This is a genomic window from Streptomyces sp. NPDC005803 (assembly GCF_040630435.1).
Classification (GTDB): domain Bacteria; phylum Actinomycetota; class Actinomycetes; order Streptomycetales; family Streptomycetaceae; genus Streptomyces.
Genome location: NZ_JBEXXO010000004.1, coordinates 1 through 20908 on the forward strand (window position 1 = coordinate 1; position 20908 = coordinate 20908).

At 72.8% G+C, this 20908-nt stretch carries 19 protein-coding genes; 10 read left to right on the forward strand and 9 right to left on the reverse strand.

The window, feature by feature from the left end; all coding sequences use genetic code 11:
• Positions 1-94: 94 nt before the first annotated feature.
• Positions 95-706 (reverse strand): DUF1349 domain-containing protein, encoded by a 612-nt coding sequence (locus ABZ454_RS07230; RefSeq protein ID WP_356324523.1) that lies wholly within the window; start codon positions 704-706, stop codon positions 95-97.
• Positions 703-2223 (reverse strand): aldehyde dehydrogenase (NADP(+)), encoded by a 1521-nt coding sequence (locus ABZ454_RS07235; RefSeq protein ID WP_359536447.1) that lies wholly within the window; start codon positions 2221-2223, stop codon positions 703-705. Before ABZ454_RS07235 ends, ABZ454_RS07230 begins: the two co-directional genes overlap by 4 nt.
• Positions 2224-2378: 155 nt before the next feature.
• On the opposite strand from ABZ454_RS07235, the gene ABZ454_RS07240 reads away from it, so the two are divergent.
• The 10 genes from ABZ454_RS07240 to ABZ454_RS07285 all read left to right on the forward strand — a co-directional run bounded on the left by ABZ454_RS07240 (position 2379) and on the right by ABZ454_RS07285 (position 12240).
• A complete protein-coding gene (locus ABZ454_RS07240) occupies positions 2379-3149 on the forward strand; it encodes an IclR family transcriptional regulator (protein WP_359536448.1) in 771 nt (256 codons plus the stop codon).
• A 4-nt stretch (positions 3150-3153) separates the two neighbouring features.
• Positions 3154-3627: a GNAT family N-acetyltransferase gene (locus ABZ454_RS07245; RefSeq protein ID WP_359536449.1), complete on the forward strand. Its 474-nt coding sequence runs from the start codon at positions 3154-3156 to the stop codon at positions 3625-3627.
• A 314-nt stretch (positions 3628-3941) separates the two neighbouring features.
• On the forward strand, positions 3942-5210 hold the full coding sequence (locus ABZ454_RS07250; RefSeq protein ID WP_359536708.1) for a phosphatase PAP2 family protein: 1269 nt from the start codon (positions 3942-3944) through the stop codon (positions 5208-5210).
• A 92-nt stretch (positions 5211-5302) separates the two neighbouring features.
• Complete coding sequence (locus tag ABZ454_RS07255; protein WP_359536450.1) at positions 5303-6325, forward strand: hypothetical protein; 1023 nt, start codon at positions 5303-5305, stop codon at positions 6323-6325.
• Positions 6322-7575: a histidine kinase gene (locus tag ABZ454_RS07260; protein WP_359536451.1), complete on the forward strand. Its 1254-nt coding sequence runs from the start codon at positions 6322-6324 to the stop codon at positions 7573-7575. The genes ABZ454_RS07255 and ABZ454_RS07260 overlap by 4 nt, the downstream gene beginning before the upstream one ends.
• Positions 7572-8231: a response regulator transcription factor gene (locus ABZ454_RS07265; protein ID WP_356324510.1), complete on the forward strand. Its 660-nt coding sequence runs from the start codon at positions 7572-7574 to the stop codon at positions 8229-8231. The genes ABZ454_RS07260 and ABZ454_RS07265 overlap by 4 nt, the downstream gene beginning before the upstream one ends.
• A 93-nt stretch (positions 8232-8324) precedes the next feature.
• Positions 8325-9776 (forward strand): penicillin-binding transpeptidase domain-containing protein, encoded by a 1452-nt coding sequence (locus ABZ454_RS07270; protein WP_359536452.1) that lies wholly within the window; start codon positions 8325-8327, stop codon positions 9774-9776.
• 228 nt (positions 9777-10004) lie between these two features.
• Complete coding sequence (locus ABZ454_RS07275; protein WP_356324506.1) at positions 10005-10580, forward strand: SigE family RNA polymerase sigma factor; 576 nt, start codon at positions 10005-10007, stop codon at positions 10578-10580.
• Positions 10577-11287, forward strand: coding sequence for a hypothetical protein (locus ABZ454_RS07280; protein ID WP_359536453.1), 711 nt, complete (start codon positions 10577-10579; stop codon positions 11285-11287). Before ABZ454_RS07275 ends, ABZ454_RS07280 begins: the two co-directional genes overlap by 4 nt.
• Before the next feature lie 104 nt (positions 11288-11391).
• The gene (locus tag ABZ454_RS07285) at positions 11392-12240 is read left to right on the forward strand and encodes a pectate lyase (RefSeq protein ID WP_359536454.1); all 849 of its coding nucleotides are present in this window, start codon (positions 11392-11394) and stop codon (positions 12238-12240) included.
• A 63-nt stretch (positions 12241-12303) separates the two neighbouring features.
• On the opposite strand, the gene ABZ454_RS07290 is transcribed toward ABZ454_RS07285, so the two are convergent.
• The 7 genes from ABZ454_RS07290 to ABZ454_RS07320 form a co-directional block, all read right to left on the reverse strand.
• Positions 12304-13416, reverse strand: a complete 1113-nt coding sequence (locus ABZ454_RS07290) for a pectinesterase family protein (protein WP_359536455.1) — start codon at positions 13414-13416, stop codon at positions 12304-12306.
• A gap of 102 nt (positions 13417-13518) precedes the next feature.
• The gene (locus ABZ454_RS07295) at positions 13519-14862 is read right to left on the reverse strand and encodes a polysaccharide lyase family 1 protein (RefSeq protein WP_359536456.1); all 1344 of its coding nucleotides are present in this window, start codon (positions 14860-14862) and stop codon (positions 13519-13521) included.
• A 55-nt stretch (positions 14863-14917) separates the two neighbouring features.
• Positions 14918-15742: a rhamnogalacturonan acetylesterase gene (locus ABZ454_RS07300; protein WP_359536457.1), complete on the reverse strand. Its 825-nt coding sequence runs from the start codon at positions 15740-15742 to the stop codon at positions 14918-14920.
• A gap of 168 nt (positions 15743-15910) precedes the next feature.
• Positions 15911-17245, reverse strand: a complete 1335-nt coding sequence (locus ABZ454_RS07305) for a sugar ABC transporter substrate-binding protein (RefSeq protein ID WP_359536458.1) — start codon at positions 17243-17245, stop codon at positions 15911-15913.
• 105 nt (positions 17246-17350) lie between these two features.
• Complete coding sequence (locus ABZ454_RS07310; RefSeq protein WP_356324491.1) at positions 17351-18907, reverse strand: family 43 glycosylhydrolase; 1557 nt, start codon at positions 18905-18907, stop codon at positions 17351-17353.
• The gene (locus ABZ454_RS07315) at positions 18904-19731 is read right to left on the reverse strand and encodes a PmoA family protein (protein ID WP_359536459.1); all 828 of its coding nucleotides are present in this window, start codon (positions 19729-19731) and stop codon (positions 18904-18906) included. Before ABZ454_RS07315 ends, ABZ454_RS07310 begins: the two co-directional genes overlap by 4 nt.
• Positions 19728-20903 carry a Gfo/Idh/MocA family oxidoreductase gene (locus ABZ454_RS07320; RefSeq protein WP_359536460.1) on the reverse strand — a complete coding sequence of 392 codons (1176 nt, stop codon included), beginning with the start codon at positions 20901-20903 and terminating at the stop codon, positions 19728-19730. Before ABZ454_RS07320 ends, ABZ454_RS07315 begins: the two co-directional genes overlap by 4 nt.
• Positions 20904-20908 lie beyond the last annotated feature (5 nt).

A 20908-nucleotide genomic window follows, 5' to 3' on the forward strand; every position in this document is an offset into this window, starting at 1 on the left:
CACGTCGCCGGGCCGCGCGGCGTGCGCGCACGCCCCGGCGCCGCCGCTCTCCAGGTGGAGGGCGGGGGCGCCGGGGCGGTACGGAATTCGGGGCTCAGCTGCCGTCGCGCAGGTCCACCGGTCCCGTCGGCCGGAACTCGATCCGGTCGAAGGAAACCTCGCAGCCGTCGCCCGTGGGCGACTGGGCCAGGAAGCCGACGGACGCGGTGGCGGCCCGCTCCGGCTCGCCCAGGGCGAAGACGCGGACGAAGGTCCACTTCTCGCCGTCGGGCGAGGCGTGGCAGGCGAAGGCGCTGCCGGTGCGGCTCAGGCGCAGCCAGTAGGTGTCGCCGTCCACGACGAAGGAGTTGACGTCGTCGGAGTGGCCGCGGGTGACGACCGTGCAGATCGTGGGGCGGTCCGGGGAGAGCTCCAGGCAGAGCTTGGCCCACTCCCGGTCGCCGACGTGGAGGTAGAGGACCCCCGCGTCGAAGGCGGCGGCGAAGCCGGCCTTCACGCGGGCGATGAGCTGGAAGTCGCCCGCCGGGGCGGTGCCCAGCAGCCGGGGAGCGTCGCTCTGCGGGTCGAGGCCTTCGCCGCCCGGCGGGACGAAACGGTCCTGCCGGGCACCCGCGCGCCCGGTGAGCACGCCGTCCTCGTAGTTCCAGCCCGTGGCGGGGCCGAACGGCTCCAGCCCGAAGGGGAGTCCGGGGATGCGCAGGGTCATGAGCGGTGTCCGTCCACGCGGCGGGGCAGGCCCAGCGGGTTGTCCTCGCGGAGCTCGGGAGGGAGCAGCGCGTCGGGGACCGTCTGGTAGCTGACCGGGCGCAGCCAGCGCTCGATCGCGGTGGCGCCGACCGAGGTGGAGGTGGAGGTGGTGGCCGGGTAGGGGCCGCCGTGGTGCTGGGCGGGCGCGACGGCGACGCCGGTCGGCCAGCCGTTGACCAGGACGCGCCCGGCGAGCGGGGTGAGCGCGGCCAGCAGTGCGGCGGCGCTGCCGTCCGCTTCCTCGGTGGCGATCTGGAGGGTGGCGGTGAGGTTGCCGGGCAGCCGGGACAGGACGGCGGTGATCTCGTCCTCGGAGGTGTAGCGGGCGACGACGGTGACCGGGCCGAAGCACTCCTCCAGGAGCGCGTCGTGCGGGCCCTCGGTGGTGAGCAGCCGCGCCGGTACGGTCAGGAAGCCGGCGGCGACGGTGTGCTCGCCGCCCGCCCCGGGGGTGACCGGGGCTTCCACGTCCGGGAGCCCGGCCCGCTCGCGCACGCCGGCCAGGAAGGCGTCGCGCATGCGGTGGTCGAGCAGGACGCCGGCCTCGGTGTCGCTGACCGCTTCGGTGAGGGACTTGAGGAGGCGGTCGCCGGTCTCACCGGCGGGGGCCAGGACGAACCCGGGCTTGGTGCAGAACTGGCCCGCGCCCATGGTCATCGAGCCCGCGAGCCCCGCGCCGATCTGCTCGCCGCGTTCGCCGGCGGCCGCCTCGGTGACGACCACGGGGTTGAGGGAACCGAGCTCGCCGTGGAAGGGGATGGGGGCCGGTCGCGCGGCCGCCGCGTCGAAGAGGGCGCGTCCGCCGCGGATGGAGCCGGTGAAGCCGGCGGCGCTGACGACCGGGTGCTTGACCAGTTCGACGCCCGCCTCGAAGCCGTGCACCAGGGTGACGACGTCCTCGGACAGGCCGTGCCGCGCCGCGGCCCGGCGCAGCACGGAGGCGCACAGTTCGGAGGTCGCGGGGTGGTCGGGGTGCGCCTTGACGACGACCGGGCAGCCGGCCGCGAGGGCGCTGGCGGTGTCGCCGCCGGGGACGGAGAAGGCGAGCGGGAAGTTGCTGGCCGAGTAGACGGCGACGACGCCGAGCGGGATCTTGTAGCGGCGCAGGTCGGGCCACGGCGGGGTGCGGGTGGCGTCCTCGTGGTCGATGTGGATGTCGAGGTACGCGCCCTCGTCGACGACCTCCGCGAAGGCCCGCAACTGGGCCACGGTGCGGGCGAGTTCGCCGGTCAGCCGGGCCGGGCCGAGCGCCGTCTCGGCGTCGGCGGCCTCGATGACGTGCTCGCCGGCCTCGGCGAGCAGATCGGCTGCGGTGCGCAGGAAGGCGGCGCGCACGGTGCGGTCGGCGAGATGGGCGCGTACGGCGTGAGCCGCCCGGACCACGCGGTCGACCTCCTCCGCTGTAGCCTCCACCGCAACCTGCTCACGCGGGTTCCCGGTGCGGGGGTCGACGCTCCAGACTGGTGCTGCTGCCACCGTGTTTCCTTCCGCTCCACTGCCACACATCAGAAGTTGTTCGGTATTCTGAACAGAGTTCCTGATCGTGAATATGAAGCGACTCTATTTCCGGGCGTTCGGTGTTGGCAAGAAGTCGCAGGGTTTCGTAAGTGGGCTGGAAGGGGCGTGGGGCGATGTCGGTTGCCGAGTCTGGTGGGGCACAGGTCAAGTCCGCTGTACGGACGGTGGAGCTGCTGGAGTACTTCGCCGGGCGGCCGGGCATGCACTCCCTCGCCTCGGTCCAGGAGGCCGTCGGATACCCCAAGTCCAGCCTCTACATGCTGCTGCGCACCCTGGTCGAGCTGGGCTGGGTGGAGACGGACGCGACGGGGACGCGCTACGGGATCGGCGTGCGCGCGCTGCTGGTCGGCACCTCGTACATCGACGGCGACGAGGTGGTGGCGGCGGCCCGCCCCACCCTGGACCGGCTCTCCGACGACACCACGGAGACCATCCACCTCGCCCGCCTCGACGGGACGAACGTGGTCTACCTCGCCACCCGCCAGTCCCAGCACTACCTGCGCCCTTTCACCCGCGTCGGCCGCCGGCTGCCCGCGCACTCGACCTCGCTCGGCAAGGCGCTGCTGGCCACCTACAGCGACGAGCAGGTCCGCAAGATGCTGCCCGAGACGCTGCCGGCGCTGACCGAGCACACCCTGACCGACCGGGAGAAGCTCATCGAGGAGCTGCACCTGATCCGTGAACAGGGCTACGCGGTGGACCGCGAGGAGAACACCCTGGGGCTGCGCTGCTTCGGCGTCGCTGTCCCGTACCGCACCCCGGCCCGGGACGCCATCAGCTGCTCGGTGCCGGTCGCCCGGCTCACGCCGGCGCACGAGCAGATGGTCAAGGACGCGCTGTTCGACGCGCGGGACCGGCTGACCCTCGCCACTCGCAGGCTCTGATCCGGTGGACGTGCGCCTGCGCGAGGTGCGGGACGGCGACCTGCCGTTGTTCTTCGTCTGGATGTCCGACCCCGAGTCGGTGCGCACGGCCGCCTTCACCAGCGAGGACCCGGCCGACCGGCACGCGTTCGACGCCCACTGGGCGCGCGTCCTCGCGGACCCGTCCGTCGTGATGCGCACGGTGCTCGCCGACGGCGCGGTGGCCGGCAGTGCCGGGGTGTACGGAGCACCCGGCGACCGGCAGGTCACGTACTGGATCGACCGGGCACGGTGGGGCCGCGGTCTGGCCACCGCCGCTCTGGGCGCGCTGCTCGACGCCGTGGCGGAACGCCCGTTGTACGCACGCGCCGCGGCCGACAACATGGGCTCGCGGCGGGTGCTGGAGAAGTGCGGGTTCACCGTGACGGGGACGGACCGCGGCTACGCGCACGCGCGCGGCGAGGAGACGGACGAGCTGCTGTTCACCCTGCCCGGGTGAGAACCGCCGCCTCGTCCCGCGCCACGGGCAGGCCCGCACCGGACGCCTGCCCCGGAATCCGCCATGACCTACGGAGCTCTCGCACACTCCTCCGATAACATGCTCGAATTCATGGCGATTGACCTCATCGTCCACTCCTCACCGGCGAACCGTGCTGCCCGGTGCGACAAGTGCCCTACAACGTGACCTCTCGACCCATATCTAACAAATCGGCCAAACTCTTGATACCTATAGCCTCGCGGGTGTCCGCGCGAATAACCGACGGAAGTACGCCCGGCACCCGGCGTCGGCCACGGACGGCGCTCTACGCCGCGGTGGCGGTGGTGGGCCTCGGATTCCTCGTCGCCCTGGAAGTCGCCGCACGCCACTACGGTCTGCCGGGGCCGATCGCCAGCCAGGCGCGCGAGGTGATATTCGCCCCCGCCTCCGGGTTCCTGCTGTACGCCAGCATGGGGCTGATGATGGTGGTGCTCACCTGGCGCCAGCGGTTCATCGCGATGGGGACCGCGATCGGTATCGACCTCGTCATCCTGCTGGTGCGGTGGGTGGCCGACGCGCCGGTGACCCACGGCCACCCCTTCGGCAACGGCGCGCTGTGGGTGATCCTGGGGTGCGCGGTCATCGCCGTCACCCGCCGCACCGGCCGAGAACGCGTCCTGCTGCTCAAGGGCGTCGGACTGGGCCTGCTGCTGGTGACCGGGCGCAAGACCGGCGACACCTGGCTGCTCATCACGTCCAAGACCCGCCCGCTGGTACTCGACCAGTACGTGGCGACCGCGGACCACGCGCTGGGCAACCCCTCGTGGCTGGTGGGCCGGCTGGTCAGGTCCACCGGGTCGTTCGGTGAGGTCTTCCTCGACTCCGTCTACACCCAGCTCGCGGTGGCCGCGGTCGTCGTCGCGCTGTACCAGCTGCGCAACGTGGCGGCCGAACGCCGCTTCCCGTCCCACCACCTGGTGCGCACCTTCCTGGTGATCGGCCTCCTCGGACCGGCCATCTACATGATCTACCCGGTCGTCGGACCGGTGTTCGCCTACGGCGCCGACGGCGGGCACTGGGCGGTGGCCGACCTGTGGCCCGACACGACGACGCCGCTCGGCACCCCGCACCACATGCCGTTCGATGGGTTCACCCCGCGCAACTGCATGCCCAGCCTGCACACCGCATGGGCCACCACGATCTTCATCCACTCCCGCAAGGGCCCCCGCTACCTGCGGTACGCGGGCGCGTTCTGGCTGGTCGCCACACTCGCCGCGACGCTCGGCTTCGGCTACCACTACGGCATCGACATCATCACCGGTGTGATCTTCACCCTGACGATCGAGACGGCCCTGCGCTCGCTCGAACGCGGCTGGGACCGGTCCGGGACCCAGCTGGTCGCTTACGGGACCGCGGTCTTCGCGGCGATCCTGGTGGCCGCCCGCTGGCTGCCGACGCAGATGGCCGCCCATCCCTGGGTGTTCGGCCCCCTGCTCGTCCTGGCGATGGTCTCGGTGATCTACGGGTACGTACGGACCACCCGGCAGTGGGACCCGAAACCCGTGCCGGCGCCGCGGGCGGAGCTGCGGCCCGAACTGGTCTGAGCCGCTGAGGCGTTCCGTCTCCGCCGTCCGGCGGAGACGGATCGTCACCGGGCAGGACGTGCCGGGAGCGGCGGCGCGGCAGCGTGGGCGCCATGACAAGCACCCCTCTCGCGCCCGCCCCCGCACCGGATGCCGCCGCCCCGGTCACCGGCCGCCTCCGCACCGTGCTCCGCACCGTCGCGATCGTCTCCTGCCTGCCCTACATCGTCCTCAAGGCCGCCTGGATCGCGGGCAGTCACCTCGGGATCCCGGCCGGCAGCTCGCTCCTGGACCACCGCACCTCGATGGCTGTCGCGAACGGCGCGTCGCTGGTGATGGACAGCGCGGTCGTGGTCATCGCCCTGCTGCTCACCCAGGCCTGGGGGCGGCGCGTGCCCGCCTGGCTGCTCGCCCTGCCGATGTGGGCGGCGACCGGTCTGCTGCTGCCGATCATGACCGGCTATCCGCTCCAGCTGCTGGTCCAGGTCCTGGGCGGCAGAACCGTCAACAAGGGCGACGTCGGCCGTCCCTTCCTCCACGAGTGGGTCTTCGGCGTCGTCTACACCGGGTTCATCCTCCAGGGGCTGGCCCTGGGCGCCCTGTTCGCGCTGTACGCCCGAAACCGCTGGGGCCATCTCTGGCAGGGCACGCTGCGCGGGCTGCCGGACACCCCGACCGCTCCCGCGCTGCGGGCCGCCGCCGTCGCCGCCTCGCTGCTCGCACTGGTGCCCGGCACCCTGCACCTGCTCTGGGCCGCCGGCTCGACCGCGGGGCTGAACGAGGCCAGGGCCGCGGACCGCACCAGCGGCTTCTACGTGCTCGAAGCGGTCGACGTCCTCTTCGTCGCGGCCACGGTCGCCGGAATCCTCCTCCTTGCCTTCCGCCGCGGCTCCGCGCTGCCGTTGCGGGTGCCGCTCGCGCTGGCCTGGGGCGGCTCCGCGGTGCTGGCCTGCTGGGGTGGCTGGATGAGCGTCGCCTCGCTGAGCGACGTCGACGACCTCGCCGAACAGCCCACCCCCGCCCTGGTGTTGATCTACGCTGTCCAGATGCTCGTAGGGACGCTGGTGCTGACTCTGGGCGCGTACTTCCTGGCGGAGCGCTCGGCCGCGACCCGGCCCGCGGCCCCCCGGGCGTGAGGCCGCTGCCCGACCGGCGGGCCCGGCTGCGCTGGGTGCACCTGATCATCGGCGGCGCCCTGCTGATGCCGTACTTCCTGGTCGGCACCGTGATCGTCGGCTCGTACCGACCGCAGGCCGACCTCTTCGGTTCGCCGGCCAACCAGCTTATCGCGTTCGCCTACGCGCTGCCGATGGCCGCGGTCACCGCCCTCCTCCCGCTCGCCCGGCCGCTCTCGGTGGCCGTCGCCCGGGCCCTGTGCGGACTGCCGCCGGAACGGCCGCTCGCGGACGGACCCGCCAGGTCCCGGCAGGCGCGGCTGCGTTCGGCGGCCTGGTTCACCCTGCACGTGGGCCTCGGCGGCATCGTCAGCGGCATGACGCTCGCGCTGGTCCCCTTCGCCGTGGCCGTCATGGGGCTGCCGCTCTTCGCAGCCGTGCGGGACTCCCCGGTGCTCGGCCTCCCCGAGGCGCTGGACCGGCCGTGGGCCCTGGCCCTGGCGCCCTTCGCCGGGCTCGCGATGCTGGCCGCGCTGACCGGCTGTGCGGCGGCGGCCGGAGCGCTGCTGGCGGACCGGGCGCCGGTGCTGCTCGGCCCTACCCCCGACGACCGGCTGGCCGCCGCAGAGCGCCGCGCGGCCGAGCTGGCGGTACGCAACCGGCTGGCCCGCGAACTGCACGACTCGGTCGGCCACGCGCTCAGCGCCGTCACCCTCCAGGCCGGTGCGGCCCGCAGAGTCCTGGACAGCGACCCGGAGTTCGTCCGGGCCGCCCTGACCGCCATCGAGGAGACGACGCGGCGCACGGTCGGCGAACTGGACTCCGTGCTCGGGATGCTGCGGAAGGACGACGACGGCGCTCCGGACGGCGCCTGCGGCCCGGGGCTCGACGCGCTGGAGGCACTGCTGACGCACTGCGGGCTGCCCGTCGACTACGCCGCCGACGGCGATCCGGACACCGTCCCCGCGGTGGTGTCGCGCGAGGCGTTCCGCATCGTGCAAGAAGGACTGAGCAACGCGCTGCGGCACGGCGGGCGCGGGGAGCCGGTGCGGCTGCGGATCACGGTGGGCGCGGGCGAGCTGGCGATCGTCCTGGACAGTCCGCTGACCGGCCGGCCGGCGGTGGTGCGTCCCGGCGGCGGTCTCGGGCTGCGCGGCATCGCCGAACGGGCCGTACTACTCGGCGGCCGTACCGAGGCCGGGGAACACGAGGACCGCTGGCGGCTGACCGCCCGGCTCCCCCTGCCCTCCCCCGCACAGGAGCAGCGATGAGCACACCCGTCCGGATCGTCCTCGCCGACGACGAACACATGGTCCGCACCGCCCTGCGGGTCATCCTGGACGCCGAGACCGGCCTGGAGGTCGTCGGTGAGGCGTCGACGGGCGCGGAGGCCGTCTCCGTGGTGCGCGCGCTGCGCCCCGATGTGGTGCTGATGGATGTGCGGATGCCGGAGACCGACGGGATCCGGGCGACGGAGCAGATCCTGGCCACACTCGACCCGGCCCCGCGCATCGTCGTCGTCACCACCTTCGAGAACGACTCCTACGTGTACGACGCGCTGCGCGCCGGGGCCGCGGGCTTCCTGCTCAAGCGGGCGGCGGCCGAGGACCTGGTCCAGGCGGTACGGCTGGTCGCGCGCAGCGAGTCGCTGCTCTTCCCCGCCTCCGTACGGGCTCTGGCGGCCGCGTACGGACAGCGGCAGCCGGCCGCCGCGCCGCCGTGGGCGGCCAGGCTCACCGACCGGGAGGCGGACGTGCTGCGGCTGATCGCGAGCGGGCTCACCAACGCGGAGATCGCCGCCCGGCTGCGGGTGGGCCCGGCGACGGCGAAGAGCCACGTGGCGGCCGTCCTCGCGAAGACCGGCGCCAGGGACCGCACCCAGGCGGTCATCGCGGCGTACGAGTCGGGCTTCATCACACCCGGCTGATCCGGCGGGGGCGCGGCGGGCGTTCATGAGGAACGGGTGAGAAGCGGCACAGCCGGGAACGCAGTGCGGCCTCCCGCTCGTCCCTCCAGCGGGATGAACAAGACGATCAGGCGCGCCGCGGTCTTCTCCCTGCTGCTGGTCCTCGCCCTCCTGGGGCGGGCGACCTGGGTGCAGGCGTACCAGGCACGGGCGCTCGCAGACGACGACCACAACCGGCGGAAGATCATCGCGCAGTACGCGCAACCGCTCGGCGACATCATCGTGGCCGGCTCCCCGGTCACCGGATCGAAGAGGACGGAGGGCAGTGATCTCGCGTACAAGCGCACCTACAAGGACGGCGACCTCTACGCCGCCGTCACCGGCTACGGCTCGCAGGCCTACGGCTCCACCCAGCTCGAAGGGATCTACAGCCATGTGCTGGACGGCACCGACACCCGGCTGAAGAATCCGCTGGACGCACTGACCGGCAAGCGGAGCGCGCCGGGCAACGTGCTGACGACGATCGACCCGGACGTCCAGAAGGCGGCGTACGAGGCGCTCGGGGACGACAAGGGCGCGGCCGTCGCGATCGACCCGAAGAGCGGGCAGATCCTGGGGATGGTCTCCTCCCCGTCCTACGACCCCTCCGCCATCAGCGGCACGACGGACGGCGAGACCTGGCGGAAGCTGCTCGCCGACCCGGACAAGCCGCTGGTCAATCGTGCGATGCGGCAGCCGCTGGCACCGGGCTCGACGTTCAAGCTGGTGGTGGCGTCGGCCGCGCTGGAGAACGGGCTGTACGGCTCGGTCGACGAGCCGACGAGGAGCCCCGTTCCGTACACCCTGCCCGGGACCAGCACCCCCCTGAGGAACGAGAGCGCCTCCGCGCCCTGCGAGAACGCGACGCTGCGTGTCGCGCTCCAGTACTCGTGCAACAACGTGTTCGGCAAGGTCGCCGCCGACCTCGGCCAGGACAAGGTGCGGGCGATGGCGGAGAAGTTCGGCTTCAACACCGAGAAGCTCGATGTGCCGGTCCGGGCGTCGAAGAGCGTCTACCCGTCCGGGATGGACGAGGCGCAGACGGCGCTGAGCGGCATCGGGCAGTTCGAGGTCACCGCGACGCCGCTCCAGATCGCGATGGTCTCCGCCGCTCTCGCCAACGACGGCGAGCTGGCCGCACCGCACATGGTCTCCAAGGTGACGGACGCGGACGGCGGCACGCTGGAGGACTTCGAGGACGGTGACATGAAGCGCATCGTGTCCTCGTCCACGGCCGAGCAGCTGCGCAGCGCGATGGTGACCGTCGTGGAGGAGGGCACCGGCACCAACGCCCGGATCGGCGGGGCCGAGGTGGGCGGCAAGACCGGCACCGCGGAGAACGGCGTGGGCAACAGCAACACCCCGTACGCGTGGTTCACCTCGTACGCGAAGGACGACTCCAGCGGCCAGGAGGTCGCGGTCGCGGTGATCGTGGAGGACTCGGGTGCGGCGGCGTCGGAGGTCAGCGGCAACGGCCTCGCGGCCCCGATCGCCCGGAAGATGATGAAGGCCGCGCTCCAGCGGTAGACGGCACGGCGAACGTCCCGGTCCCCCGCCGCGGGGCGCCGGGACGTTCGTCATGTCCCGGCCCCTTCAGGTTTCGGCCCCGGTACGTCTTACTTGGTTACGCACCCGCGTCGAAGCGCTTCCGTGACGCGCTGGTACGCTCTCGCCCCGCCCGCCGTGGGCGAGTCTGGGAACGTACACAACCCGCCCGTGCGGGCACCGGGGACCGAGCGCAGAGATGAGGTAGCTGTGGGCACGTCCATCGACCAGGCGGATGCCGCTGCCGCCGAGTTCCATGAGTTCTTCGAAGCCCATTACGCCGAACTCGCCCGGCTGGCCCACCTGCTGACGGGTGAGGCCGACGCCGCCGACGATCTGGCGGCCGACGCCCTGCTGGCGCTCTGGCACCGCTGGGACCGGGTGCGGAAGGCCGACCATCCGGTGGCGTACGCGCGCGGCGTCGTCGCCAACCTGGCGAGGACCCGCATCCGCAGCGCCGTGCGCGAGCGGCGGCGGATCGCGCTGTTCTGGGCACCGCGCGGCGGCGGGGACGCGGTCGAGGATCCGGACGTGCCGGCGGTCGTCGACGTCCAGGGAGCCCTGCGCAGGCTGCCGTTCCGCAAGCGCGCCTGTGTGGTGCTGCGGCACGCCTTCGACCTCTCGGAGCGGGACACCTCGCTGGTGCTCGGGATCTCGGTGGGTACGGTGAAGAGCCAGACCTCGCGTGCCGTCGCGGAACTGCAGCGGCTGCTGGGTCCTCAGGCGTCCGCCGCCGCGCAGGTACGGGCGGCCGCCGCGGCGCGGTCCGGCGGAGGAGAGCGGTGAAGGACGAGGAACTGCCGGTGCGGCTGCGGGAGGCCGCCGAGGCGCACCGCCCCGACCGGGAGCGGATGCTGGCCCGCGTGGAGCGCGGCATGGCCGAGGGCCGCGGGCCGGCCCGGGTGGCGCGCCCGCGGCGTGCACCCGCGCCGTGGCTGCGGGTCGCGGGTGCGACGGCCGCGGTCTGCGGGGTGGTGGCGTTCGGCGCTCTCGCCGTCACCTCCGCCGGTGAGGACGGAGCGCGGGGGACACGCGTGGCCGCGCCTCCTCCCACCCCGTCGGTGACCCCGCCCGCGGCCCTCGGCTCGCTGCGCGGCGAGGACGGGCCGCTGTGGACGGCCGGGGCCGTGGACCCGCACTCCAACGCGTACTGGGCGCAGAGCAACGTGACGCTGCGGACGGCCGAACCGCTGTCCGCGCTCACCGTGGAGCTGCGGATCGCCCTCACCGGCGGGGTGACCAGCACCGGTTCCTGGCGCTCGCTGCCCGAGGAGGACTTCACCGTGTCGGTGACGGAGGACGGCGGCCATCTCGTCTACCGGTGGGCGCTGCGGCCGGGCCGGACGGTGCCCGCCGGTACCCACACGTTCGCCGGGCAGTACAACCACGCCGAGGGCGTCCGGGACGCGACGGGCGACTACCTCACCGCCCACGCGGTCAGCGCCACGGGCGAACGGGCCTCGGTGGGAGCGTCCTTCGGGCCGGAGCGCTGACCGGCCGGACGGAAAGAAGGCGGCGGAACCCGGCAACCGTTGCCGCCCGCGGTGGCGACCAAGGAGCGCAGCACTCCCCCACCACCGAGGAACGGGACACCGCCATGAAGAAACGAGCCGCACCGCACGGCAGCCACGCACGGCGCTCCGGCCGCCGTCGCATGATCGCCGCTTCGGCGACCGCACTCTCCCTCACCGGCGCCGCGCTCACCACCGGCCTGCTGGTCCAGTCGGCCGGCGCCGCCCCCTCCGCCGCCACGGCCGCCGCGTGGCCGACGCCCTCGCGTTCACAGGCCGTCTCCGCGACCATCAAGGTCTCGGGGACGTACGACGGCAAGCTGAAGCGCTTCTACGGCAGCGGGGACCTGGGTGACGGTGGCCAGGACGAGGGCCAGGACCCGATCTTCGAACTGGCCGACGGGGCGGTCCTGAAGAACGTCGTCGTGGGCTCCCCTGCCGCCGACGGCATTCACTGCAAGGGCAGTTGCACGATCCAGAACGTGTGGTGGGAGGACGTCGGCGAGGACGCGGCGTCCTTCAAGGGCACCTCGTCGGGCGCCACGTACAAGGTGACCGGCGGCGGCGCCAGGAAGGCCGACGACAAGGTCTTCCAGTTCAACGGCGCGGGCACGCTGACGATCAGCGGGTTCCAGGTCTCCGACTTCGGCAAGCTCGTGCGCTCCTGCGGCAACTGCTCCAAGCAGTACAAGCGCACGATCGCGGTCAGCGACGTCGATGTGACGGCCCCCGGCAAGGCCCTGGTCGGGATCAACACGAACTACGGGGACACCGCGACGCTGAGGTCGGTGCGGATCCACGGCGACAGCGGCAAGAAGATCAAGCCGTGCGTCCGCTACACGGGCAACGACGACGGTGACGAGCCGACGGAGACCGGCAGCGGGCCGGACGGCACGTACTGCAAGTACAGCGGCTCGGACATCAGCTACGGCTGAGCGAAGGCCACGGGAGCCCCGCCGGACCGGTCCGGCGGGGCTCCCGTCACGCGGTGGCGCGTCCTATTCGTAGGGACGCCAGTCGCCGAGCCAGGCGCCCGGGGTGTGCAGGCGCGCCTCGGACGCGGTCAGCCGGGGGCGGTTGGCGGGCACCGTGACGCGCGCGCCGGGGCCCGTGTTGCGGTATTCGGCGAACCGCTGCTCCTGCCAGGGGAAGCCCGCGGACATGGTCCCGTAGGGCTCGTCCGTGTCGGTCCCGGCGTCCAGGCGGCTGTCGCGGACGGTCAGCATCGGGTGCGCGGTGAGGTCGGAGGAGGGCACCCAGGGGCGGGCCAGCTTGAAGTACCCGTCCGGCGCGGTGCTGGTGACGCGGGAGCGCAGCACCAGGTAGCCGTGCGGGTTGGCTCCGGCGGTGCTGGGTGCGAAGACGTAGCCGTACGGCGGGGCCGCCAGGTCGGTACGGGTCAGGGTGCGGAAGTGACAGCGGTCGAGGACGGCGGTGGCGCGGCCGAAGACGAAGTCGACGTCCCCTTCGACGTAGCAGTCGCGGTAGTACTGGCGGGCGAAGGCGGTGAGGGCGAGGGAGTCGGCGTACAGGGTGTCCTGGTGTCCCAGGAAGCGGCAGCGGTAGAACGCCGACCGGTCGCCCTGCACCTTGATCGCGACGGCCTGGGTGCCGGTGTAGTCGGGGTGGTCGGCGCGCAGCCAGTCGTTGGCGAAGGTCAGGCCGTGGGCGGTGAGTCCGGCGGGCCGGGCGGTGACGGTGGCTGATCCGCTGGTTCCGTACGTGCCCGAACCGTCGGGCCGGGGGGTGCCGTTGGCGTTGGCGTAGACGATGACGGTGCCGTGCGGGTCTCCGCTCGCGCCGATGAGGGTGAGACCGGTCCGGTCGGCCGGGATGTCGACCGTCTCGCGGTAGGTGCCCGGGGCGATCACCAGGGTCCGGCCGGGGCCGGTCGCTGCGTCCACGGCGGCCTGGACGGTGGTGTGGTCGCCCCTGCCGCGGGCGTCGACGTACAGCGTCGCGGGGTCGAGGCGGCGGGACGGTGAGCCGTGGCGTCCGAACGGGCGGTGCGCGCCGGGGCGGCCGTGGGCGTGCGCGGTGGGGGCCGCGCCGAGGGCGAGGGCGGCGCTGCCGCCGGCGAGCAGGGTCAGGGCACTGCGTCTGCTGGGCATGGGCGGTACTTCCTTACGCGGGCGCGACGGGGGCCGGGCGGGACCCGCCGGTGCCGGGAGGGGCACCGGCGGGGTAGCTGGGAGGGGACGGCCGGCCGGTGGTCAGGCGCCGGGGATCCGGCCGGCGCCCGCCTTGAGGCCGACGAGCAGCGGCACGAGCAGCGGGTGGTCGACCTTGGTGCGCAGGGTCGGCGTCCAGCCGGCTCCGGTGGTCAGCTGCTCCGCGGGGACGCCCGCGTTGTGGACGGCGACGAGGTCCGTGCGGCGGCCGTTGACGTAGTTGTCCGAGGCGGTGAGCGAGGACTCGGACCACTTCTTGAGGATCTTCGCCTGGTCGAACCCGGCGCCGAGGCTGAACGCGTTGTGCTCGGCGACGAGCTGGGACTTCGCGCCGATCCCGTACGTGTAGCCGTAGACGCTGCCCTGGGTGGCGACGAAGTGGTTGTTGTACGAGTCGACCTGCCCGAAGCGGACGCGGGGGGCGCGCTCGTTCACGTTCTTGAAGAGGTTGTGGTGCAGGGTGACCCGGAGCTTGCCGCTGTCGGTGGCGCCGGCGCCGTCGCTGTTGCCGATGAGCATCGTCTTGTCGTGGTCCTTGAGGACGTTGTACGAGACGGTGACCAGGTCGGCGCCCTTGACGATGTCGAAGAGCCCGTCGTGCTGCTGGTACAGCTCGTCGAAGTAGCGGGGCTGGTCCGCGTCGTGGCGGTCCCCGTCGCTGAAGGTGTTGTGGTCGACCCAGACGTGGTCGGAGCCGTAGACGACGAGGTTGTCGTACTCGGAGTTCCAGTGGCCGGTGTCGCCGTCCGTGGGGTCCCACTGGGGGAAGCAGTCGTAGGTGTCCTCGAGCGAGATGTTGCGGACGATGACGTTGGAGACGTTCTGGATCTGGAGGCTGGCGCCGATGACCGTGGCGTCCCTGCCGACGCCGATGAGCGTGGTGTTGGACGGGACGTAGACGTTCACCGCGGCCTTCTGCAGCTTGGCGGAGGCGAGCCGGGCGTCCTCCAGGGGGCCGGACGGCACCTCGTCGCGGCCCCAGGTGGCCGGGTCGTAGGCGGCGAGGTACTTGTCCAGGGTGTAGCCGTCGGTCTGGTACGCCTCGCAGTCGATCGGGGTGCCGGCGGCGTCGGAGTTCCCGTGGACGGTGCCGTCGATCTTGATGATCTTCGGCGCGTCGCCCGCGTCCGCGAAGGCGGCGATGAGTTCGGCCCGGTTGCTCACGGTGTAGACGTGGTCGGGGGTGGCGGCGGCGCCGCCGGTGGTGGAGCCGTCTGCGGCGGCCCAGCCGTCGCCCTTGGCGAGGACGGCGCGGTCGATGCCCTGGTGGCGGCCGGGGCCGCCCGGGTGCCCGGTGGCCTGGGCGGGGACGGACACGGCGAGCGCCAGGGAGGCGCAGCCCATCACCAAGGCGATGGCGCGAGCATGACAGATGCGTGCGGGCATGGCGGATCCTTCGGTGGTGAGGTGAGGTGGGACGGAACGGGTGGGGCGGCCGGGGTCAGGCCTGCGGCCAGGTGATCCATTCGAGCGGGATCGCGGAATCGGTGCGCCGTACGTCGCGCGGGGCGAGCACCCGCCCGGCCACGAGGGCCCGGGCGACGAGCCGCGCGACCTCGACGGCGCCGCGGGGCTGGAAGTGCGTGTTGTCCTGTCGCCCGTCGGGGTAGTTGGGCGACTCGCCCGGCTCCAGCCAGTTGAAGTACGCCGACGTGCCGTCGGGGCCGAGCTCCTGCCAGCGCGCGAGGGTGAGCGCCTGGAGGTCGAGCAGCGGCACGCGCTCCTCGGCGGCCAGCGCGCGCATCGCGGCCGGGTACTCGCCGTGGCTGGGCTTCGCCGTGCCGTCGGCGGCGAAGCGGCGGCGCTCGACCGGGGTGAGCAGGACCGGCCGCGCCCGGCGGGAGCGCGCGCCGCGCACGTACTGGCGCAGGCAGTCCTGGTAGGTGGTGTACGGGTCGGTGCCGCGGGCCGGGTCGTCGGTCTTCTCGTCGTTGTGCCCGAACTGGATCAGCAGGAGGTCTCCCTCACGGACCCGCTCCAGCAGGGCGGCGAGCCGTCCCTCGTCGATGAAGCTCTTCGAACTGCGGCCGTTCATGGCGTGGTTGGCGACCGTCAGGGTCCGGCCGAGGAAGAACGGCAGGGCCATGCCCCAGCCGGTCTCGGGCGCCGCGTCGGCGTACTTCTGCGCGGCCGTCGAATCGCCGGCGATGTGCAGGGTTCGGGGGCGGGGGCGGCCCGGGCCGTGCGCCGCCGCGGCGGTGCCGGTGGCGAGCGCCAGCGGCAGCGCGGCGAGGGCGGCCGCGGTCTGCCTGCGGGTGAGTGACACGGTGAAGCTGCCTCTCTCATGGATGCGTAGCGGGGCGTACGCGGACGTACGGCGGTACGGGGTGCAGGAGGAGAAGTGCAGGAGGAGAGGGGACCGGCGGCGGGACGCGACCCGAACCGCCGCCGGCCCCCGGTCACCGGGGTGTCGGACCTGGCGGGCGGCGGCTTCTCAGCCGTTGCCGATCTCCTTCCACTCCGCCTGGGCCTTGTTCAGCTCGTCCGCGATCTTGTCCAGGAATGCCTTGGCCGTGACCTTGCCGAGGAGCAGCTTCTGGAACTCCGGCTCGTTGTCGGCCTTGCTGATGTTGTTCCAGTCCGGCAGGTAGTACGGCAGCTGCACGATCTTGGTGGAGCCGTCGGTGAGGGCCTTGGCGGCGAGCTCGGTCGGCTCGGCGGCGCTGATCCACGGGTCCTTGGCGGCCTCGGTGTTGGCCGGGATGGCGCCCGCCGACTCGTTCCACTTGCTGTTCGACTCGTGGGAGGCGGCGAACTCGATGAACTTCCAGGCGGCCGTCTTGTTCTTGCTCGACCGGAACAGACCGAGCCCGTCGACCGGGTTGGAGACCTGGACCCGGGTGCCGCTGTCACCGATCGGGTTCGGTATGCCGGCGAACTTCTCCTTGCCCAGCGCCTTCAGGTGGTCCTGGTAGGAGCCGAGGTTGTGGCTCAGCATGCCGATGGTGCCGGTGTCGAACTGGGCGACCATCTTGGTGAAGTCGTTGTTGACGTCGGCGGCGGGCGTCGCCTTCTTGTACAGCGCCACGTACTTCTCCAGCGCGGCGACGTTCTTCGGGTCGTTGAGCGTCGTCTTGTCGCCGCTCCAGAACTCGGTGATGCCGGACTGGCCGTACGACGCGTCGATGGCCTGGGCGATGGAGCCGGCGCCGCCGCGGATGGTGTAGCCGAACTTGTTGTCCTTGGAGGCCGTGAGCTTCTCGGCCGCCTTGTAGAAGTTGGCCCAGGTGGTGGGCGCTTCGAGGCCCGCGGCCTTGAACAGGTCGGTGCGGTACCAGAGGGCGCCGTTGTTGGCGGAGGTCGGCACGGAGTACATGTCGTCGCCCCGGCCGCCCGCGTCCTTGACGCTCGCGACCATGCCCTCGACGAGCTTGCCGTTGAGGGTGGAGTCCTTGATCCGGTCGTTGACCGGCTCGAGTGCCTCCTGCGAGACCATGTTGGCGAGGTAGGCGGTGCCGACGCCACCGACGTCCGGCAGTCCGCCGCCCGCGATGGCCGTGTCGTACTTGGACTGCACGTCCGCGATCGGGATCGGCACGTACTTGACCTTGATGTCCGGGTACTTCTTCTCGAAGTCCTTGATGATCTCGGTCCAGATGGCGGTCCGCGGACCGCCGTTGTTGTCCCAGAAGGTGATCTCGCCCTTGCCGCTGCCCTCGGTGCCGCTGTCGCTGCCGTCGTCACCGCAGGCGGTCGCGGTCAGCGCGAGCACCGCGGCCAGGGAGACAGCGGCCGTGGCACGCCCCCGCTGCGTCTTCGAGATGTTCATGATCGGCTCTTCTCTCTCGGTTCTCTCGGTCCGTGCGCGTGAGTGGGGGGTTCGGTGGTCCGGTGCCGGCCGGCCGTCATCCTTCGACGGCCCGGCCGGTACGGGTCAGGGGGTGGTGCGGAAACCGGTGAAGCAGGCCGTCCCGGCCGGCCCCGTCCCGGGCGGTGCGGTGGCGAACAGGCCGAGCAGGGCGCCGACCCAGCGCCACGGCGTGGCGGCGAAGACCTGGCCCGAGGGCCGGAACCCGCCCCCGTCCCCCGTGTCGGCGAAGAAGCGGCAGCGGGCGCCCGGCGCGACCTCGATCCGGAGCCGGGCGGTGCCGTCGGGGGCGGCCCGGCTGTGGGCGGCGTCGCGTTCGTGCTCGGCGACCGTCTCGGCGTACCGGTGCACGAGCCGTATCCCGTCGGCTCCGTCCGCCGGCCGCTCCAGACCGATCCAGCTGAACGCGTCCCCGAGCACCGCGAGACCGGCCTTGGCGCCCGCCACCTGGCTGCCGAGGGTCAGCTCGGTCTCGACGGTGAACGTCTCGGCGGGCAGCCGCTGGACCAGCACGTTGGGCAGGGCCCGCAGATCGTGCGCGTACGCGGTCCGTACGCAGCTGAGCCGCAGCCCGTCCCCGCCGTGCTCGACGGTCCAACCGGGACGGGGGTCGGCCGTCCACTGCCACTGCCTGCCGTACCGGCCGCCCGGGAAGCTGTCACCGCTGGCCGGGGCCGCGGCGGACTGCTCGGGCGCGGCCGGTTTGGTGTGCACGGAGACGGGCTCGCCCCCGTCGCCGATGACCGGCCAGCCGTCCTCGGCGTCCCAGCGCATCGGCTGCAGGTGGACCACCCGCCCGTACGCCCCGCGCTCCTGGAAGTGCAGGAACCAGTCCTCACCGGCCGCGGTGGTGACCCAGGCCCCCTGGTGCGGACCGTTGACCGCGGTACGGCCCTGGGAGAGGACGACGCGCTCCTCGTACGGCCCGGAGAACTCCCGGGAACGGAAAGCGCCCTGCCAGCCGGTGCTGACCCCGCCCGCCGGGGCGAGGATCCAGAATTCGCCGCCCCTCCGGTAGAGCTTGGGGCCCTCCAGGGTGAACCAGCCGGGGATCGTGTCGGCGTCGATCAGGGTCTCGCCCTCGTCGAGGAGCTCCCGTCCGTCGGGGCTCATCCGGTGGCCGGTGAGCCGGTTCTTGATCCCGGAGCGCGACTTGGCCCAGGCGTGCACCAGGTAGGCCTCGCCGGTCTCCTCGTCCCACAGCGGGCAGGGGTCGATCAGCCCCTTGCCCGCCTTGACCAGATGGGGCGCGCTCCACGGTCCGCGGACGTCCTCGGCGTGGATCTGCTGGATGCCGTGGTCGGGGTCGCCCCAGAAGATCCAGAACCGTCCGCCGTGGTGCCGCAGCGACGGCGCCCACACCCCGCAGTCGTGGCGGGGCACGGCGAAGTCCGCGGCCGGCTCCAGCCGGTCCAGGGCGTGGCCGATCAGGGTCCAGTTCACCAGGTCGCGCGAGTGCAGCAGCGGCAGTCCGGGGACCCGGCCGAAGCTGGAGGCGGTGAGGTAGAAGTCGTCGCCGACCCGCACCACGTCCGGGTCGGACCAGTCGGCGTTCAGCACCGGGTTGCGGTAGGTGCCGTCCCCGAGGTCGGCGGTCCAGGGGCGTTCGGCCGGGGCGCTCACGCGGTCACCGCCCGGCGCACGTACGCGGCGGCCTCGGCCCGGTCGAGCCGCCCGTCCGCGACGACGGTGACGACCCGGCGCACGATCGTCGCGCCCGCGGGGACGGGGAGGCGGTCGGCGGCGGCGAGGGAGGAGCCGACGCCCGGGTACTCGGCGGTCCGCACGAACCACGGGTCCCGGCGGGTCTCCTCGGTCGCGCCGGCGAAGACCAGGGTCCAGCCGTCACCGCTCATCGCCACCCAGTCGGCGGCCCGTCCGTGCACCGCCTCCTCCCCGTCCGCGCATGCGCTGAACACGGTGGGCGCCGAGGCCTCCTTGGGCGCGCGCCAGAAGAATCCGCCGTATCCGGCGCCCGGCCGTCCGTTGGTGGCGGGGCTGCCGATGGACAGGTCCGCGGCACCCCGGTTGGTGAGCGAGAAGGAGAAGTCCAGGGCCCAGGCTTCCTGGGAGAGTTCGGCGGTGGCCACCGTGCGGTGCTCCCGCAGCAGTTCGGTGTCGCCGGCCTGCCAGCTGAGCTCCTCGACGAATCCGTCCGGGTCGCGGAGCTTCCAGCCGAGGTGGCGCTGGACCCCGTGGTTGTCGAGCGCGGTGGGGCCCTGGTCGCGGACGAAGGTGCGGCCGCCCCAGAAGTTGTGCCCGGCGACGTCGGGGACGGCGACGGAGGTGCCCAGGTGGTGGAGGTGGTCGGCCGGGCGCTCCTCGGTGACGGGGGTGCCGGCGAGGGTGGTGACCGGGTGGAGGTAGGGGCGGCTCTCGGGGCTGGGGAGGTAGGTGTAACGGCCGACCGGGCGACCGGCGCAGCTCAGCAGTGCGGTCGTGGTCACGATGAACTCACCTGCCTCGGGAGCGCCCAGGGGACGCCGAGTTCGGAGAAGAGCGTGAGGGTGTCGGCGCCCGCCGCGACCAGGGCGTCGATTCCGCGCACCACCCGGCGGGGGGCGGCGGGAGTGGTCGCGGTGTACCAGGCGTCGGCCGGCAGGGCGAGCGGCTCGGGGGCGGTCCGCACGGCCTCGACGACCTCCATGAACGCGCCGGTGCGGTGCGGCGGCACCAGCAGGGGCGTGCCGTGCGTCAGGTGGCCGACGAGGTTCTCCAGGAGGTCGGTCCGTCCGTGCACCGCCTCCTCGGGGCCGTGTCCGGCGCGCTGGACGAGGACCCGGTCCTGCTTGTACCAGAAGGTGATCCGGCCGCGGTCGCCGTGGACGATCACATAGGGCTCCCCGGCCTGTTCCGCGCACAGGGTGACGGCGGCGGTGACCGGGAGCCCGGCCGTGGTGGTGACGCGTACGCAGGAGGTGTCGTCGGCCTCGATGTCGTGGGCGCGGAAGAGCTCGGTGTCGATCGAGGCGACGTCCTCGGCCCTGCCGCTGCCGGCGAGTTCGAGGGCGGTGGCGACGGCGTGGGCGAGCGGGTTGGTCAGGACCCCGTCGACGACGTCGGCGCCGCCGATCCGGCGCCGCCCGGCCCAGGGGGCCCGCCGGTAGTAGGCCTCGTCCCGGACCCAGGCGCCCGCTGCCCCGTAGCCCTGGACGGCGCCGATGGCGCCGGTGCTCACGAGCTCGCGGATGGCGGGCACGGCGTGCGAGCCGAAGGACTGGAAGCCCACCTGGCAGGCGATCTGGGCATCCTGCACCCCGGCCAGGATCCGTTCGAAGTCGGTCCGGGTCGCGGCGGGCGGCTTCTCCAGCAGGAGGTGGACGCCCCGGCCGGCGGCGGTGAGCGCCAGTTCGGCGTGGGTCTGGATCGGGGTGCAGATGATGGCGGCGCGGGCCCCGGTGGAGTCCAGGAGCGCACCGAAGTCGGGTGACTGCTCCGGGAGTTCGCCGGCGAAGGCATGGAGTTCGCCGTCGTCGAGCGGCTTCAGCTCGCAGACTCCCACGAGCCGGACGAGGCCCTGGTGCTGGAGGCGGCGGATGTTGGCGAGGTGCCAGCGGCCGTGGCCGCGGGCGCCCGCGAGGACGATCGGGACGGGTGTGGTGGTGGGCAGGGACGGCATGTCCG

Bases quoted from the DNA above. Each gene is read 5' to 3' on its own strand.
- ABZ454_RS07285 (WP_359536454.1), top strand. From the start codon at position 11,392: ATGAAGAAACGAGCCGCACCGCACGGCAGCCACGCACGGCGCTCCGGC.
- ABZ454_RS07255 (WP_359536450.1), top strand. From the start codon at position 5,303: ATGACAAGCACCCCTCTCGCGCCCGCCCCCGCACCGGATGCCGCCGCC.
- ABZ454_RS07265 (WP_356324510.1), top strand. From the start codon at position 7,572: ATGAGCACACCCGTCCGGATCGTCCTCGCCGACGACGAACACATGGTC.
- ABZ454_RS07320 (WP_359536460.1), bottom strand. From the start codon at position 20,903: ATGCCGTCCCTGCCCACCACCACACCCGTCCCGATCGTCCTCGCGGGC.
- ABZ454_RS07305 (WP_359536458.1), bottom strand. From the start codon at position 17,245: ATGAACATCTCGAAGACGCAGCGGGGGCGTGCCACGGCCGCTGTCTCC.
- ABZ454_RS07290 (WP_359536455.1), bottom strand. From the start codon at position 13,416: ATGCCCAGCAGACGCAGTGCCCTGACCCTGCTCGCCGGCGGCAGCGCC.
- ABZ454_RS07295 (WP_359536456.1), bottom strand. From the start codon at position 14,862: ATGCCCGCACGCATCTGTCATGCTCGCGCCATCGCCTTGGTGATGGGC.
- ABZ454_RS07240 (WP_359536448.1), top strand. From the start codon at position 2,379: ATGTCGGTTGCCGAGTCTGGTGGGGCACAGGTCAAGTCCGCTGTACGG.
- ABZ454_RS07270 (WP_359536452.1), top strand. From the start codon at position 8,325: ATGAACAAGACGATCAGGCGCGCCGCGGTCTTCTCCCTGCTGCTGGTC.
- ABZ454_RS07230 (WP_356324523.1), bottom strand. From the start codon at position 706: ATGACCCTGCGCATCCCCGGACTCCCCTTCGGGCTGGAGCCGTTCGGC.